Raw genomic sequence first — 17,160 nt, 5'->3', positions numbered from 1 at the left:
CGCGAATGGGCGCCCCCGAGGGGGCGCCCATTCCTCGAGAGGGAGGACTACTCCCCCGCTGCGGACTCCAGCTCGATCAGCTTCTGAACCGCTGCGGTGAGCCGCTCATCGGCCTCGGCGAACTTGGCGAGGTCGCCCGCCTTCAGTGCCGTCTCGCGGTCGACGAGAGCGGACTGAGCAGCCGCGAGGGCGTCGGCCTGGGCGTCGGTCGGCTGCGCCGGCGTCTCGCCGGTGTCCGGATCCGCCGCGTCGGGATCCGGCTCGACCGTGTCGTCACCGCCCGTCGCGCCGGAGTCGCCTCCGAACAGCGTGTCCAGCGCCTCGGTCAGAGTGTTCTCGAAGGCGACCCGGTCACCGAACGCGACGAGCACCTTCTGCAGACGCGGCAGCTGCGTCCCCTCGGACGACTGCACGTACACCGGCTGCACGTAGAGCAGACCACCACCGACCGGCAGCGTCAGCAGGTTGCCGTAGATGACCTCGGACTCTCCCTGCTGCAGCAGGTTGAGCTGCGGGACGACCGCGGTGTCGGAGTTGTAGGTGTTCTGCACCTGACCGGGACCGGGCACCGTGGTGTCGGTGTCGATCTCGAGCATGCGCAGCTGCCCGTAGCCCTCCGCCTTGACGCCCTTCTCCGATCCGGCGTCCGAGTCCACCGCGAGGTAGCCCATCAGCACGTCTCGGCTGCCGCCGGCGCCCTGCGAGTTCGGGATGAACGTCGAGAACATCGAGAACCGTGGGGAATCCTGGCCGGGCATCTGCATGGTCAGGTAGTAGGGCGGCTGGAGCATGTCGTTGCTGCGCGGGTCGTTCGGCGTCTGCCAGCGGTTGTCCTGTTGCGCGAACGAGCCGGCCTTGTCCACGTGATAGACACCGAGGATGTCGCGCTGCACCTTGAAGAGGTCGGTCGGGTAGCGGACGTGGCTCATCAGCTCGCCGGACATCTCGCTGATCGGCTTCAGGGTCGACGGGTAGACCTTCTGCCAGGTCTTCAGCACCGGATCCTCGTCATCCCAGGCGTAGAGCGTCACGGAGCCGTCGTAGGCGTCCACCGTGGCCTTGACCGAGTTGCGGATGTAGTTGATGTCGTCGATCGCGAGCGTCGGCGACGGGATGTTCGAGTCCGCGATCGCGTCCGAGAGGCTCACGCTCGTCGAGTACGGGTAGGTCGAGCTGGTGGTGTAGCCGTCGACGATCCAGACGATGCGCCCGTCGACGACGCTCGGGTACGGATCGCTGTCGAGCTCCAGGTACGGCGCGACCTTCTGCACGCGCGTCTTGGGGTCGCGGTCGTACAGGATCTGCGACTCGTCGTTCACGAGGTTCGAGAAGAGGATCTGCTCGGACTGGAACTTCAGCGCGTACAGCAGCTTGGTGAACGTGTCGCCGATCTTCGGACCGCCGTCCCCCTCGAACGTGGTCTTCGTCTCGCTCGAGCCGTCCTTGCCGCGCGGGTAGTCGATCTCCGCGGGTTCGGCGCCGTCGGGAGCGCCCACGATGGAGTACTCGGGCGAGTTCTCACCGAAGTACACGCGCGGTTCGAAGTTCTCCCGGTCGGAGAGGAAGCCGGAGGTGGGGATGCCGCGCTCCAGGAACACCGGCTCGCCGTCCGACGTGCGCTGGTTGCCGGCGGCGGCGACCAGGCCGTAGCCGTGGGTGTAGACGGCGACGCGGTTGTTCCAGTTGTCGCCGTCGCCGAGGCCGGACATGTCGAGGTCGCGCACGGACACCACGGTGTCCTGCATCTTCCCGTCGATCTCGTACCGGTCGACGTCCATCGTCTTCTGGAACTGGTAGTACCCGCGGTACTGCTCGAGCTGGCGGACCGTCGGCGGGATGACCTTCGGGTCCATGATGCGGGTGGACGCGGTCGTCTCGGCGTCGGCGCGCAGCTGCCCCGCCTCGGCGTCGGTCTCGGCCTCGAACGGCGTGGTCTCGAGGTTCGCGACCCCGTATGCCTCCTTGGTCCCGTCGATGTTCCGCTGGTAGTACTCCGCCTGATAGGCGTTCTGGTTCGGCTTCACCTGGAAGGTCGTGACCACCCACGGGTAGCCGATGCCGACGACGAGCGAGGCCACGATGAGCAGGGCCGTCGCGGCGAGCGGGAAGCGCCAGCGGCCGATGACGGCCGTGACGAAGAAGAGGATCGCGACGACGGCGGCGATGATGGCGAGGATCGCGAGACCGGGGATCGTGGCGTTGACGCCGGTGTACGCGGCACCCGTGATGCGATCGTCGCGCTCGACGAGGGTCTTGTACTGGTCGAGCCACAGGCTCGCGGCCTGCACGAGGAGGTAGAGGCCGGCGATCACGGCGAGCTGGATGCGTGCCGGCTTCGAGATGCGCAGCTCACCCTGGCCGATGCGCACCGAACCGTAGAGGTAAGAAACGAGCGCGGTGACCAGGAGCGAGAGCAGGAGCACGGCCGAGACGAACGCGAGCAGGATCGTGTAGAACGGCATCGCGAACATGTAGAACCCGGTGTCGAGACCGAACTGCGGGTCGACCTCCGACGTCGCCACGCCGTTGGCCCAGAGCCAGACGGTCTTCCACTGACCCGCCGCCGCGAAACCGGCGAACAGGCCGAAGAAGATCGGCATGCCCCACATCGCCAGACGGCGCAGGGGTTCGATGACCTCCTGGTACCGGTCGAGCTGCGAGCTGAGGCGCACGTAGACCGGGCGCAGCCGGTACGCCAGCTGGATGACGACGAACAGCGGCACCGCCATACCGAGGAAGCCCACCACGAACATCACCGCCGTGGCGATCCACTGCGTGGTCAGCACGCCGGTGAAGCCGAGCTGGTCGAACCAGAGGAACTCGGTGTAGAGGGAGGCGAACACGAAGAACACCGCGATCAACGCGGCGATGATCACCAGGGAGATGCCGAGGATCCGTCGGGAGGTTCGAGGCGTGGCCGGGTTCTGAGCTGAGGTCGAGGTCACCGTTCCATCCTAGGCATCGCTCACTGTGCGCGGGCTGTCATCGCGATCACGGCGAGGTCACGGTGCCGTGGTCGGATCAACTCGCCGGGAGCTCGCAGGTCGGCAGCGCGTCCACGTCTCCCCCGTCGGCGATCACCTCGAGGGCGTCGAGCGACTCGTCGAGCGTGGCCGTGCGGATCACCTTCAGTCCGTCCGGCACGTGGCCGACGACCTCATCGCAGTTCGATGCCGGAGCGAGGAAGTACTCGGCCCCCGCGTCGCGCGCCCCGTAGAGCTTCTGTCGGATGCCGCCGATCGGGCCGACGGTGCCCTCCGCGTCGATCGTCCCCGTGCCGGCGACGTTCTCCCCGCCGTTGAGCTCCCCCGGCGTGAGGGTGTCGATGATGCCGAGCGCGAACATCATGCCGGCGCTCGGCCCGCCGACGTTGTCGAGCTGGATCGTCACATCGATCTCGAAGTCGTAGTCCGTGCGCAGCGTCACGCCGATGAGCCAGGTGGTGGTCCCGCCCTCGGTGCTCTTCTCCGGCGTGACCTCGACGGTCTTCTCCTCGCCGTCGCGCTGCACCGTGAGCTGCACCGGCTGACCGTCGGACTCCTGGATCGCCTCGCGCAACTGGGTCGCGGAGGTGACCGGAGTGCCGCCGATGCCCGTGATGACGTCGTCCGCCTGGAGGATGCCGTCGGCGGGAGTGCCTTCGACCGCGTCGACGACGACGACCTGCGCTCCGGTGTCGTAGCCCAGCTCGTTCAGCGCGGCCGCGGTCGCCTCATGCTGGGAGTCGATCATGAGCGTCGCGTTGCGCTCGTCGCGCTGCTCGGTCGTGACGCCCTCCGGGAACACGGAGTCGAGCGGGACGACCGCGCGGGAGGAGTCCATCCACGCCAGGGCGAGTTCGAACCAGCTGGGTGTGCGCTCGCGGTTGCCCACGACCTGCACGGTCGTGAGGTCGAGCGTGCCCGCCGTCTCGAACGTCTCGGCGCCCTCGACGCTGATCAGCGGAACCTCCTCGCCGTCCTCGTCGGTCGCGGTGCCGAGGGTGTCGTACACCGGGCCCGGTCGCTGGATCACGTAGGGCGACGGGAGGAAGGTCAGCACGACGAGCGCGATGAGGGCGACGATGAGCGCCCAGACTCCGAGTCCGAGCTTCCCAGACCGCGTTCGATCCACTGCATTCCTCCGTCGTTCGCGAGCGGCGTACACCGATCTGCCCGCAACGGGTTCGCGCGCAGAAAGCTGTGACTAGCGTAGATGCCACGGCGACAGATGTGCTGAGAGGGCGATCGACATGGCAGACAACGACCCGACACCCGAGGACTTCCAGGAATTCCTGCGACGGATGCTCGCGAACCAGGGCGGCGGGGACATCGACCCCGAGGCTCTGCGCGGTGCGTTCGAGGGCATGGACGGATTCCAGCTCGATCCCGCGATGATGCAGACGATCATGGCGCAGCTCCAGGGCGCGTTCGGCGGCGACCCGTGGGAGAACGCCCTGCGTCAGGCCCTGCACATCGCGAACCGCGACGGCCAGGGCATCACCGACGGCTCCCGCGGTTCGCTCGCGGACTCCTTCGCCCTCGCCGACCTGTGGCTGGGCGAGGCGACGACCATCTCGGAGCTCGCCGAGGCCCCCACCGCGATGACGCGCGGCGAATGGGTCGAGAAGACGCTTCCGGTGTGGAAGGAGATCGCCGATCCGGTGTCCACCAGCATCGCCGACGCGCTGACCTCGGCGCTCGACACGCAGGTTCCCGAGGATATGCGGGGGGTCGTCCAGGGCGCCGGCCGACTCATGCGCGGTCTCGGGGGCTCGGTGTTCGCCGCGCAGTTCGGGCAGGTGCTCGGCAACCTCTCGCTCGAGGTCGTCTCGGGCGGAGATGTCGGCATCCCGGTGCTGCCGGCGGGGACCGCGGCGATCATCCCGCAGAATCTGACCGCCTTCGGCGAGGGCCTGGAGATCCCCGAGGACCAGATCGCCCTCTACCTCGCCACGCGCGAGCTCGCCTACGCGCGCCTCTACCGTCACGCGAAGTGGCTGCACCTGCATGTCATGGCGCAGATCACGGACTTCGCCCGCGGGGTCACCGTGGACGTCGACGCGCTGGAGGACGTCGCCAGTCGCCTCGACCCGTCCGACCCCGAAGAGCTGCGGGCGGCGATCGAGGGCGGAGCGCTCCTGCCCGTGCAGAGCGAGGCGCAGCGCGAGGCCCTGACCCGGCTGGAGAATCTCATCGCGACGATCGACGGCTGGGTGGACGTGGTGACCGCCGAGGCGACCTCGCGCCTCCCCGACGGTGCCCGCATCGCCGAGGCGGCCCGCCGCCGCCGCGCTGTCGGCGGCCCCGCTGAGGACGCGCTGGGCGCTCTCGTGGGGTTGAAGCTGCGGCCGCGTCGCATGCGCGAGGCGTCGGCGATGTGGCAGGCGGTGACCGACGCCGTCGGCATCGGCGCCCGCGACGCGCTGTGGGACTACCCTGACCTCATGCCGACGGCCGAGGACATCGACGACCCGAGTGCTCTGGTCGCCCGGCTGCAGGCGGCGGAACGCGGCGAGCAGCCGGCGGCCGACGAGTTCGACGAGGCGCTCGCTCGCCTCCTCGACGGCGACGACTTCTCGGACGAGAAGCCGTCGACCGACGGCGACGAGGACGGCGACGCCGCGGCGCCCGAAGGCGACCGGCCGGTCTGAGCGTGACGGCGGTCGCGGCGTCGATCCGCGGGCGCTGTCTCCTCCTCCCCTGATCGGGACACCGACGAAGTTGTCCACCGAAGCGTCGCTCCGCGTCCAGCCCCCTGTGCGCGGCCTCCAGAATCGGAGGGATGCCGCTCACACCGCCGACCCTCACCCGAATCGACCCGGGCCTGCCGCTGCTGTGGCGCGACGAGGAGACGCTGCAGCTCGGCGACGACGGAGGCCTGTGCATCGCTGCGGACGCCCCCTGGGTGGAGCTGCTGCTCAGCCGGCTGCGCTCGGGCTTCCGCCGCAGCTCGTTCGATGTGCTCGCACACGCGGCCGGCGCACCACGGGAGGCGGCCCGAGAGCTGTTCGCCCGCCTGCAACCGGTGCTGCTCGACGATACGGCCTCGCCCCGGCCCGCGTGGGTGGAGAGCATCGGTGTCACGGATGCCCGCAGCGAATACCGCATGCGGGAGGCCCTCGCAGACGAGGGCGTTCGCCTGGTCGAGGTCAGCGGCACCGCGGCGGTGGCGGTCGTGCTGGTTCCCGGAGCCGCCGCTGCGCTGCAGTTCGCGCGCCATCTGCGAGAGGACGTCTCGCATCTGCCCGTGTCGTTCGAACGCGGACGCGTCACCGTCGGCCCCCTCGTCGTCCCCGGACGGTCGCCGTGCCTGAGCTGCCGTGACGGCCATGATCGGGATCGCGATCCCGCGTGGCCCCTGCTGCACGCGCAGCTGATCGGCAGGGACCCCGGGCCGTTGCGCGCCGCACAGGTGGCAGAGGCCGGGCGGCTCGCGGCCCTGATCCTCGCGGAACCGGCGAACGACACCAGCCCGATGGTGCGTGTCAGCGCTGACGGCTCCCTCGTCTGGCGTTCGGTGACGTTTCACGCAGAATGCCGGTGCCGCGAGCCGTGGTCCCGATCTCGGCCAGGAAACGCGACGGCGCCCGCTCCCCTCGCCCCGCCGAGCGTGCCCAGGACAGCGTCAGCGTACGCGCGGCCCGCGTGACGCCGACGTAGGCCAGGCGTCGTTCCTCGTCGATCGCCTCGAACGTCGTCGCATAGGAGATCGGCAGAGAGCCCTCGGCCCAGCCGGCGAGGTGGACGTGCGGCCACTCCAGGCCCTTCGCCGCATGCAGCGTCGACAGCGTGACGGTCCGCATCGTGGGTTCGTGCTGATCCTTCGCGCGCGCCATGAGCGCATCGCTGAACGTGCGGAGATCCGCATCGGGGCCGGCCTCCTCGGCGAGCGTGAGGATGGCTCGTCGCGCTTCCCATCCGCTGCGCTGGGCGCCGCCCGCCGCCGGGGGCTCATCGGTGAGTCCGAGTTCACGCAGGACACGCTGAACGCCGGGGAGGAACCCGTGCTCGGTGGGCGCCACGGCCGCAGCGCGCAGCGCGAGGATCGCCTGACGCACCTCGGGCATCGCGAAGAACCGGGTGCCGCCGAGCACCGAGGTGGCGATGCCCTCCGCCGCGAGCGCCTGCTGCAGCACGGCCGACTGGGCATGGGCGCGGTAGAGGACGGCGATCTCGGACGGCGCGGCACCGGCCGCGATCTGCGCCGAGATCGCGGCTGCGATGCCGGCGGCCTCCTCGCTCTCCGTGTCGTAGGCCGTGACCGTCGGTGGATCCGCCGTGAACTGCTCGCGTGCCGGGACCAGCTCGAGCGCACCGGGACGCCCGTGCATCAGCGCGTTGGCCGCGGTCAGGATCGGCGCCTGCGAGCGGTAGTTCGTCTCCAGGCGGACGACGGTCGCATCGGGATGGCGACGTTCGAACTCGAGCAGATAGCGCTGCTCGGCCCCGGCGAACGAATAGATCGTCTGGCTGGCGTCGCCCACCACGCAGATGTCGTGCCGATCCCCCAGCCACAGTTCGAGCAGCCGATTCTGGAGCGGCGACACGTCCTGGAACTCGTCGACGGTGAAGTGGCGATACTGCTCGTGCACGGACGCGGCCACCCGGGGCTCCGCCTCGAGCATCCCCGCGCAGGCGAGGAGCACGTCCTCGAAGTCGAGCTGGCGGCGGTCGTCCTTCAGCGCCTCATACCCGCGCATCAGTTCCACGAGCTGCCCGGCGTCGACACCGCTGACGGGACGACCGAGCGCCGCATACTGGTCGATCGAGAGCATCGAGACCTTGCGCCACTCGATCTCCGACGCGATGTCACGCAGTGTCGCGGTGCTCGGCCGGAGCCGGATCGCGTCGGCGGCCTGACCCAGCATCCGCACCTTGTTGTCGATGAGGGAGGGTGCCGGCGAGCCTGCCAGCGTCGGCCAGAAGAAGTTCAGCTGGGCCAGGGCGGTCGCGTGGAACGTGCGGGCGGCCACCCCCTCGACCCCGAGCGCGCGCAGCCGGCCCCGCAGTTCTCCCGCCGCCTTGGCCGTGAACGTCACCGCCATCACGCGCGACGGGGAGTACGCTCCGGTGTCGACCCCGTGGGCGATGCGGTGGGTGATGACCCGGGTCTTGCCCGTGCCCGCTCCCGCGAGCACCACGACCGGTCCCCGCAGCACCGATGCCGCCGCCCTCTGCGTTTCGTCGAGGCCATCCAGCGCGCTCACGCGCTGCCCTCGTACCAGTCGACGATCAGCGCCCTCGCGATGGATGCGGGCCCCGGTAGCCCGACCGGACCGTCTCCGGCGAGCGCGGAGGCGATCTCGGCACGGGTGAACCAGCGCACGTCGATGATCTCCTCGCCGTCGGCGATCGCCGCGGACTCGTCCTCCACGACCGCACGGAAGCCGACCATGAGCGAGCGCGGGAACGGCCAGGCCTGCGAGGAGATGTAACGCAGGGTGGAAAGGCGCACGCCCGACTCCTCCTCGATCTCGCGGTGCACGGTCGCCTCCAGCGACTCTCCGGCCTCGGTGAACCCGGCGAAGCAGGAGTACATCCGGCCGCCCCAGTTCGCATTGGCGCCGAGCAGGAGGCGCTCGCCGTCACGGCTCTCGACCGCCACGATGACCGCGGGATCCGTACGAGGGAAGTGCTCCCGCCCGCAGACGAGGCAGCGTCGCGACCATCCGGCCTGACGCAGTTCGGTGCCCCCGCCGCACGTGGGGCAGAACGGCGCGTCGCGCAGCCAGCCCGCGAGCGCGATCGCTCCCGTGAGCAGTTCGGCCTCCCGCGCATCGATGCGTCCGCCGAGGTCGCGCAGTCCGAGCCAGATCTCGTCCGGCGCCGCGTCCAGCGCGTCGGTCTCGGGCGGCGCGGCCGCGAGCAGCAGCGCGGTGCCGTCCGCGTCGCGTCCGAGGAGAGCCCAGGTGGCCTCCTCCACCGCCGTCGGCGGCACCCGCAGGAGCGCGGAGTCGACGACTCTGACCCGTCCCTCGCGCACGACGATCACGCGGGTCGCCAGATCGTGGCGCAGACGATCGAGCACGCCCTGCTCCTCGCGGAGCTCGGCTGCACGGTCGAGGGTCGGGCGCGGAATGGTCATCGACTCCCTCTCTCACGGGCGTGGCGGAGGCGGGACCGCCCCTGAGCCGACCTACCCTGGGGGCATGGGACGCTCTCCTTTCACTCTAGCCGCGGCTGTGACCGCCGCACTGCCCGGGGCGGAGGTCACGGGTGCCCGGAGCCTCAGCGCCGGTGGCGACGGCCGCTTCGACTCGGGGATCGCCTCGCTCGCCGACGGACGAGAGCTCGCGATCCGCGTCGCCGACGACGACGAGACGGCGCGAGAGCTCGCGGCCGAGGCGATCGCGCTCCGTGCTCTGACCGACGGCGCTCGCGCCATGCTCCCGTTCGCCGCGCCGGCCTACATCGGCGAGACGCGTATCGGCGACGGGCGCGCGCTCGTCACCGAGCTCCTCCCGGGGTTCCAGATCGAGGCCGCCATGGTCCCCCCTGGACGTGGCGCCGCAGAGTCCATGGGAGCGTCGATCGCGGCCGTGCACGGCCTGCCGACGTCCGTCGTGCGCAGCGCCGGTCTCGCCACCCGCAGTGCCGAGGAGAGCCGCGCCGAGATCGAGCGGCTGGTCGACACGGCCGCGGCGACGGGGCGGGTGCCCGCCCGGCTGACGGTGCGCTGGCGCGATGCCGTGGCCGACGACGACCTCTGGCAGTTCGAGTCCACCGTGACGCTCGGTGGCGTACAGGCCACGTCCTTCCTGTTCGAAGACGACCCGGATGACGGCCCTGCCGTGATCGGCCTCCTGGGGTGGCACGGCCTGTCGGTCGGAGACCCCGCGCTCGACCTCTCCTGGCTGTCTGCAGCCCCCGACGCCGCCGACGACGTGCACGCCGCCTACGCCCGGGCCATCGAGCGCGCGCCCGACAGCGGCCTGGAGGTGCGCGCCCGCCTGCTCGCGGAACTGGAGTTCGCACGATGGCTGGTGCATGGCGACTCGATGCGCCGACCCGACATCGTCGACGATGCCGCCGCCCTGCTCGTCGCCCTCGCCGAGGGCCTGAACTCCGACGATCTCCACATCGACGAACCACGGGGCACCGGCGTCGACTCGGCTCTGGATGCTCTGGATCGTGTGCCGAGGGACACGGCGAGCGAGGTCGACACCTCGATGCACACGGATGCCTACAACCCCGAGGAGCTGTGGGCGCGCGACGCTGAGACGAGCGACGAGGAGACCACCCGAGCCGGGGACGCGCCGACGCCGCTCCCGGGGTTCGCTGCCGATGCCGAGGATGCACGGCGGGCCGAGATGCTGAACATCGAGACCGAGGATCTCTCCGGCGTCACGAACGCGTTCGCGGGCAGCCGTGACGTGCGCGACGACCCTTCGTCGTCGCACCGGCCCGCTGCGGCGGCCCCTGAGGACGACGAGGACGACACCGACGAGGCTCAGCGGGCCGCGCGGGCGGCGCTCCAGCGGTGGAAGAGCTCCTCCTCGGAGTAGACCCTGTCGCCGCGGATGACCAGGTCGTCCGCCACGTAGTACAGCGCCACGTCGATCTCCTCCAGCGGCACCTCGAAGCGCCGGTGGTAGGCGAGTCGGTAGAGCGCGAGCTGCAGCATCCGCTCTTCGCGCTCCTGCGGCGTGCGCGGGGCCCGACCGGTCTTCCAGTCCACGATCTCGATGCGGTCGCCCCGATCCGCACGGCGGTACACGGCGTCGAGCTTGCAGATCACGATGTGCGCCTGCCCGTCGCGGTCGCCCGATCCGGCGCCGAGGGCGAAGTCGATCTCGATCTCGACCGCGATAGGTTTCAAGCCACCCCACTCGCTGCGTTCGAACGTCGCCTGAAGGGCTGCCAGATCGGCCGCGTCCGCCGCGGCCCCCGCAGCGTCCGGGACCGTCGCGTCGTGCCAGGGCTCCGACGCCGGCTCATCCTCGTCGACCTCCCACAGGGCCTCGTCCACCCTCCTGCCCACACCGACCAGCTCCGAGCGCTGCTCGACCCAGGCATGGAAGAGGGTCCCGAGGCGGGTCTGCCGGTACGGCCGCTCCGGCATCGGCCGCACGATCGACGACAGGGTGCCGGAGAAGTCCGTGACGTAGTCCTTGAACCGCGACGCCGGCACGCGCGTCGGCGGCAGGGCATCGGTTCCGCGCAGGCGCGCGGCACGCTCCGCGAGCAGGCGCGTGAGCTCGACCGACGGCTCGGCCGTGCCGGCGTCGACCGCATCCTCGACCAGGCCCGCCGCCGCCGAGACGATCCGGCGGCGGGAGCCGAGCGGATCGAGCGGCCAGTGGAGGGTCGCCCCCGGGCCGTCGTACGGGTTCTCGTCCGGATCGACGGCTTCGATCGCCTCCCCTCCCTGGGCGTCGATCGCCTCGAGCAGGTAGGGGCTCGGCGTGCGCGGAGCCTTCTGCCCCGCCCAATGGGCTCCGCTGAGCAGGAGATCGGTGCGCGCTCTGGTGACGGCGACGTACGCGAGGCGACGCTCCTCCTGCTGCTGGTACGCGCGGTACGCGTCCTTGAACCGCTTGAGCGCGCCGCCCTCCGGGTTCGCCTTGGTCGCCCCACCGGACAGCGAGGCCTGAGCGAGCCGCTGACGCTTGACCGGGTCGGTCTCCTCGCCCATCGCCGCCACCGGATCCCAGGTGAAGCGCGGGAGGGCGGCGCGGTCGCCACGCAGCGCGAAGGGCACCACGCCGAAGCCGAACCAGCCGGAGGTGTCGGAGACCCGGCTGGGGAGCTCGTCGGCCACGAGCCTGACCACGGCGACGGCGTCCCACTCCAGGCCCTTGGAGCCGTGGATCGTCAGCAGTTGCACGACTCCCGGCTCCGGGGGCTCCGGCCGGGGCATCAGTTCGTCCGTGCTCTCCGCCTTGTCCAGCCAGGCGAGCAGACTCCCGATGCTGCCCCGCTCGTCGGCGGCGAGGAACGCGCGGACCTCGTCCGAGAAGGCGCGCAGCTGCGTCGCCGCGACCCGCGCGGGCCCGCGGGTCTCGTTCGCCGCGAGTTCGATGTCCAGACGCAGTTCGAGTTCGATGAGCCGGATCAGTTCCGGGATCGGCTGCGACGACGCACGGCGGAGCCGCTCCAGCATCTCCCCTGCGGCGCGGATACGCGCCCTGCCGTCGGGCGTGATCGCCTCGAGCAGCCGATAGTCGTCGCGCACCGCTCGCACCACATCGACCGCGTCGACGATGGAGACCGCCTCGTCGGCGCCCCGCGAGGAGCGCAGGCGAACCCGCACCTCCTCGGGAAGGGGCATCATCGCGGTGTCTCGTTCCGACAGGGTGCGGCCCAGATCGTAGAGCGCGGCCATGTCGGCGACGCCGATCCCGAATCGCGGACCGGTGAGGAGGCGGATCAACGCCGACCCCGCAGTCGGGTCGTGCACGACCCGCAGCGTGGAGACGACGTCGACCACCTCCGGTGTCGCGAGGAGCCCACCGAGCCCCAGGATGCGATGCGGGATGCCGCGGGCGGCGAGCGCGGCGGCGAACGTCTGCATGTGCCGCTTCGATCGGAACAGGATGGCGCCGGTGTGTGGCTTCCTCGTGCCCTCTGCGACGCCGGCCGCGTCGTGAGCGGCCCGACGCTCCGCGAACCACTCGGCGACCGCTGCGGCCTCGTCGTCGACCGTGAACGGGAACTCCACGGTGACGTCGCCCTCCCCTGCTCCCGGCCGCGGTTCGAGCGGAGGCACGTCCAGTCCCGGGCGCTGCAGAGGTTCCAGCACTCGATTCGCGATGTCCAGGATGCGCCGGTCGTTGCGCCAGCTGGTCATGAGGCTGTAGGTCTGGGCGGTGCCGCCACTGGCGAAGGTGCCGGAGAAGGCGTAGAGGTTGTCGGCGCTCGCCCCGCGCCAACCGTAGATCGATTGGTGCGGGTCGCCGACCGCCATCACGGCGGAATCGCGGAAGAGCTCCGCGAGGAAGCGGGTCTGGATGACCGAGGTGTCCTGGTACTCGTCCAGAAGCACCACGCGGTGCTGCTCGCGGAGCTCTGCGCGCACATCGGGCGCGGACTCGACGATGTCGTACGCCCCGCTGACCTGGTCGGCGAAGTCCAGCACGCCGCGGCGCTCCTTCTCGGCGATGTAGTCCCGGACGAGGTGCGCGAGCGTCGGGAGGCTGAGGAGGTTGAGCGCCGCCTTCTCGACGTCGCCGTTGCCGCGGTAGGGCTCGAACGCGAGGGCCTGCTCCCGGGCGAGACGTTCCGCGACGGTCAGGTCGACGCGGTGGTCGAGGGCCTCCCCGGCGAGGCGCTGCACGGCGTCGATGATCGTGGCCAGCGCGAAGTCGATCTGCTCGAGCTCGGGCAGATCGCTGCGCAGCACCACCTCGCGTGCCAGCATCCAGGAGGCCGCCTGGCTGAGCATCGCCACGTCGGGGTCGCGGCCGATGCGCGCGGCGTGCTCCCGGACGATGCCGTCGGCGAAGGCGTTGTAGGTCGACACGCGGGGCCGGATCATGAGGTCCTCTGCCGCACGCGGGGCCACCGGGTCCCATCCGGTGCCGTGGCGAGCGGCGAGCTCATCGAGCACCGTCGCACGGACCAGCTCACGCTGGCGCCCCGGGGCCGCCTCGTCCACGCGACGCAGATCGCCGTCGCGCACGATCGCCGGCAGGTACGGCAGCAGGCCCCGCCGGCCGTACTCGTCGATGACGGCCAGGCGATGGCTGATCCGCTCGGCCAGTTCGCCCGCGGCCTTCCGCGTGAAGGTGAGGCCGAGGATCTCGTCCCGGTTCACGTGCCCGTTGGCGACGAGCCACACGACCCGTCCCGACATGGTCTCGGTCTTACCCGATCCGGCGCCCGCCACCACGAGCGCTGGTGCGGGCGGAGCCTCGATGACCCGTTGCTGAGCCGCTGTCGGCGGGGGCTGGCCGAGCGCGGCGGCGATGTCGGTCGCCGAGATTCCCAGACTGCCCTCCCATGCCGTCACGAACTCACCGCCGGAACCGTGTGCACGCGGCACGGGTGCACACGACGCTGGGTGTCCGCGCAGTGCGATTCGACCTGCGCCGTGAAGCTCGACGCGGACATGCCCCGGGCGGCATCGGAGACGCGACGCAGGAAGGCCGCACGCGCCTCGTCATCCAGGGTGTGCTGGTGCGCGATGCGGTAGTCGCTCTTGGCGAGGGTCTTGGAGACGATCACGAGCCGCGCCCCGGCCAGGGAGTCCGGAGGAGCGCCCTCGACCAGTCCCTGCTGCACCGCGATCTGGTAGGCGGCCAGCTGCGCGTGCTCGAGGACGCCGGAGTCCGACTCCGGGTCGTTCTTGCCCGTCTTCAGGTCGACGACGACGGTCGGCCCCGCTTCGGCTCCCGCGATCCGCTCCCAGCCGCGCCCGCGTGCGTGCGGATGATCGCCCGCGCCGGGCGGGTACGCCTCGATCCGGTCGATGTACCCGTGGATGATCGCCTGGTCGCCCCGGTCCTCCACGACCGGATGCACCGCCGGCACAGCATCCTCCCCCGGCGCGAGCACGTCCACCGCGAAGCGGAACTCCACCTCGCTGCCGATCACGCGCCCTCCGTCTCCGCGCACATCGCCGAGGTAGGTGTGCAGCCGGTCGACGAGCAGATCGGCTCGCCGTCGCTCCTTGCGCCCGATCCACTCGGTCTCGAAGTCGAGCTCGGGCCAGCGCTCCGCGACGATCTCCCGCATGCGCTCGATGTCTCCGTCCGGCACCCGTTCCATCGCCTCGTGCAGGATGGTCCCGATGCCGGCGGTCGGGGGCATCACGGTATCGCCGCCGAGTGCGGACACGACCCAGTTGAGGCCGCATTCCTCGTAGGACTCCATCTTCGACGGCGACACGCGAGCGCCCGTCACGGTCAGATCCCGCAACGGGGCGTCGGTCGACGCGGGCATGATGCCGTACCACTCGGCGGGGTGGGCCCCGGGCACCCCCTCCCGAGCGAGCACGGCGAGCTGGGCGGCGGCATCCCGCCTCGCACCCTCCGCCGTCGCCGTCGTGAGCGTGCGCCGATGCCGGGCGACGAGCCCGCGCAGGGTCAACGGGTGCTCGGCGGAGGCGTGACGCTCCGGCGGCTCCGGAGCGGGAAGGAAACCGAAGAACGCGCTGGGCGTGAGGTCGTCGTCGTCGACGCCCGTGATGAGCAGACGGCTCCGCGCCCGCGAGACGGCGCGGACGAACAGCCGCAGTTCGTCATGCAGCGCGGCACGACGCCGGTCGAGCACACCGGGTGGCTCGACACGCGTACCGGTGCGCGCTCCGAGCATCGCATCGGCCAGTCGCCAGGTCTGCAGCAGGCCGCCGCGCAGCCGGACGTTCGGCCACACGCCGTCCTGCACCCCCGCGACGACGACCGCGTCGAACTCGGTACCGAGCGCCGTGGCGGGTGTCAGCAGCGTGACGGTCCCTGGACGGTCCGGGCTGGATAGCGAGTCCTCGGGGACCGCGCTGTCGAGGATGTCGCGGACGAACGCCTCCGGCTTCTCGTTCGGGGTGCGTTCCACGAAGCGCTTCGCGGCGTCGAACAGTGCCACGAGCGCGTCGAGGGACCGTGCGGTCTCGGCGCCGGTCGGCAGGAGCGAGATCTCCCGCCACGCGACCTGCAGCTTGCGCCCGTCGACCGCCCTCGCCTGATCCCACACCCGCCAGAGCAGGTCGTGGATGGTCTCGCCGGAGGTTGCGGCGAGCGCGAGCGATCGGATCGTGTCGGCGAAGCGCTCGCCCGTGCGGGACTCCGGCGAGTCGATGAGGGTCAGGTGCGACGGCTCCGCCATCGCCTGCCGCAGCAGCTCGCGTGCCGGTGTGGATCCCCCCTGCTCCAGCTCGAGGTGCCGCAGCCTGGCCCGCAGTCGGCGCAGCCCGATCGCGTCCATCCCGCCGAACGGCGTGCGCATGGCCTCCTCGAGCGCCTGCGATGTGCGCTCCTCGACGGGTGTCAGCGCCAGCCGCACGATGCCGACGATGTCACGGACGATGCCTTCGCTGCCGAGAGGACGCTGCACTCCTGCGGCCCTGGTCGGGACCTCGCGCGCCGCCAGCTCGGTCTCGAGCGTGGTCACCTGGCGCGTGTCATGCGCGATGACAGCCATGCGGTCCCAGCGGACGCCCTCGGAGAGGTGCCATTCACGCAGGACTCCGGCGATGCGGTCGAACTCCTCGTACGGCGAGGGCGCGATGAACGTCGAGACCGCCGCCTCGACCTCGTCGGGGTCGACCGGGACCGGGGGGCGTCGATGTTCCACGCGCCCGGACGCTCCGATCGCCTGCGTCACGGTGCGGGTCAGCGCAGTCAGCGCCGGCTTCTGCCGGTGCGAGCCGTCGAGCACGCGCACATCGCCCAGGACGCCGGCGAGCTGGGCGAACAGCTCGGGGCTCGCGCCGCGGAAGGATCCGGACGAGATGTCGGGATCGCCGAAGGCCAGGACGGCGATGCCCCTGTCGCGCAGCGCCGTGACGACCGCGATGCCGCCGCGCGTGAGCTCCTGCGCGTCGTCGATGAGCACGGCCTGCAGCGGGGCGAGCGGCCCCAGGGCGGCGGCGTCCGCCGTGCGCAGGATGGCGCTGGCCTCGCTCAGCAGGTCCGCCGCATCACGGTGCGCTGCGCGCAGCGCATCGAGCACGGTGCGGTATTCGATGAGGAACTCCGCGGTCGCCGCCCAGACCGGGTCGTCGGAACCACGGAGCTCGTCGGGCCGCACCCCGAGCTCCGTGCATTCGGCGAGGAAGGCCCGCAGCTCCGAGCGGAATCCCTTGGACGCGCGCACCGAGGGGCTCAACGCCTCCGGCCAGGCGATGCGACCGTCCTCGGCGTCGCCGGCGAGCAGCTCGGCGATGATGCGGTCCTGGTCTGCTCCGGTGAGCAGCGCCGGCGGTTCCGCGCCCTCACGGACCATCGCCCCGCGGACCAGCTGGAACGCGAAGGATCCGAGCGAGCGCGCGAGCGGTCCCGGCGTCGCCTGGCCGATCCGCACACCGATCCGGTCCCGCAGGGCCGTCGCCGCCTGACGGCTCGGGGTGAGCGCGAGCACCTGCTCCGGCCGCAGCTGCTCCTCCTCGAGGAGGTGGACGGCGCGTTCGATGAGCGTGCGCGTCTTCCCGGTCCCCGGTGCGCCGATGATCACGCCGGACGACGCGGGTGCAGCGGCTATCACGGCTCGCTGTGCGGCATCGGGTGTCATGCCCTCCACGCTA

At 71.1% G+C, this 17,160-nt stretch carries 8 protein-coding genes; 2 read left to right on the top strand and 6 right to left on the bottom strand.

Annotated features, from left to right (window positions below; genetic code table 11):
• Positions 1–47 precede the first annotated feature (47 nt).
• Both F6A08_RS08725 and F6A08_RS08720 read right to left on the bottom strand, forming a co-directional pair.
• Positions 48–2,945, bottom strand: a complete 2,898-nt coding sequence (locus F6A08_RS08725) for a UPF0182 family membrane protein (RefSeq protein WP_151459260.1) — start codon at positions 2,943–2,945, stop codon at positions 48–50.
• Between the two features lie 76 nt (positions 2,946–3,021).
• Positions 3,022–4,113, bottom strand: coding sequence for a YlbL family protein (locus F6A08_RS08720; protein ID WP_151459259.1), 1,092 nt, complete (start codon positions 4,111–4,113; stop codon positions 3,022–3,024).
• Positions 4,114–4,231: 118 nt separating this feature from the next.
• On the opposite strand from F6A08_RS08720, the gene F6A08_RS08715 reads away from it, so the two are divergent.
• Complete coding sequence (locus F6A08_RS08715; protein ID WP_151459258.1) at positions 4,232–5,632, top strand: zinc-dependent metalloprotease; 1,401 nt, start codon at positions 4,232–4,234, stop codon at positions 5,630–5,632.
• An 834-nt stretch (positions 5,633–6,466) separates the two neighbouring features.
• Here the strand turns inward: F6A08_RS08715 and F6A08_RS08710 are convergent.
• Together F6A08_RS08710 and nudC are read right to left on the bottom strand one after the other, a co-directional pair.
• Positions 6,467–8,188, bottom strand: coding sequence for an ATP-dependent helicase (locus F6A08_RS08710; protein ID WP_124895203.1), 1,722 nt, complete (start codon positions 8,186–8,188; stop codon positions 6,467–6,469).
• A complete protein-coding gene (nudC, locus tag F6A08_RS08705) occupies positions 8,185–9,066 on the bottom strand; it encodes an NAD(+) diphosphatase (RefSeq protein ID WP_151459257.1) in 882 nt (293 codons plus the stop codon). The genes F6A08_RS08710 and nudC overlap by 4 nt, the downstream gene beginning before the upstream one ends.
• A gap of 64 nt (positions 9,067–9,130) precedes the next feature.
• On the opposite strand from nudC, the gene F6A08_RS08700 reads away from it, so the two are divergent.
• Complete coding sequence (locus tag F6A08_RS08700; protein WP_225855790.1) at positions 9,131–10,486, top strand: protein kinase family protein; 1,356 nt, start codon at positions 9,131–9,133, stop codon at positions 10,484–10,486.
• Here F6A08_RS08700 and F6A08_RS08695 read toward each other — a convergent pair.
• Together F6A08_RS08695 and F6A08_RS08690 are read right to left on the bottom strand one after the other, a co-directional pair.
• Positions 10,432–13,932: an ATP-dependent DNA helicase gene (locus F6A08_RS08695; protein WP_192576769.1), complete on the bottom strand. Its 3,501-nt coding sequence runs from the start codon at positions 13,930–13,932 to the stop codon at positions 10,432–10,434. The genes F6A08_RS08700 and F6A08_RS08695 overlap by 55 nt on opposite strands.
• On the bottom strand, positions 13,929–17,147 hold the full coding sequence (locus F6A08_RS08690) for an ATP-dependent helicase (protein ID WP_151459256.1): 3,219 nt from the start codon (positions 17,145–17,147) through the stop codon (positions 13,929–13,931). The genes F6A08_RS08695 and F6A08_RS08690 overlap by 4 nt, the downstream gene beginning before the upstream one ends.
• Between the last annotated feature and the right edge of the window lie 13 nt (positions 17,148–17,160).

This window comes from Microbacterium algeriense, from assembly GCF_008868005.1.
In the GTDB taxonomy this organism is placed as follows: Bacteria; Actinomycetota; Actinomycetes; order Actinomycetales; family Microbacteriaceae; genus Microbacterium; species Microbacterium algeriense.
This window is presented reverse-complemented; position numbering and strand designations above follow the sequence as displayed.

What these genes read in the sequence shown, in the direction of transcription:
- F6A08_RS08700 (WP_225855790.1), top strand. Translation starts at nt 9,131, where the DNA reads ATGGGACGCTCTCCTTTCACTCTAGCCGCGGCTGTGACCGCCGCACTG.
- F6A08_RS08715 (WP_151459258.1), top strand. Translation starts at nt 4,232, where the DNA reads ATGGCAGACAACGACCCGACACCCGAGGACTTCCAGGAATTCCTGCGA.
- nudC (WP_151459257.1), bottom strand. Translation starts at nt 9,066, where the DNA reads ATGACCATTCCGCGCCCGACCCTCGACCGTGCAGCCGAGCTCCGCGAG.
- F6A08_RS08690 (WP_151459256.1), bottom strand. Translation starts at nt 17,147, where the DNA reads ATGACACCCGATGCCGCACAGCGAGCCGTGATAGCCGCTGCACCCGCG.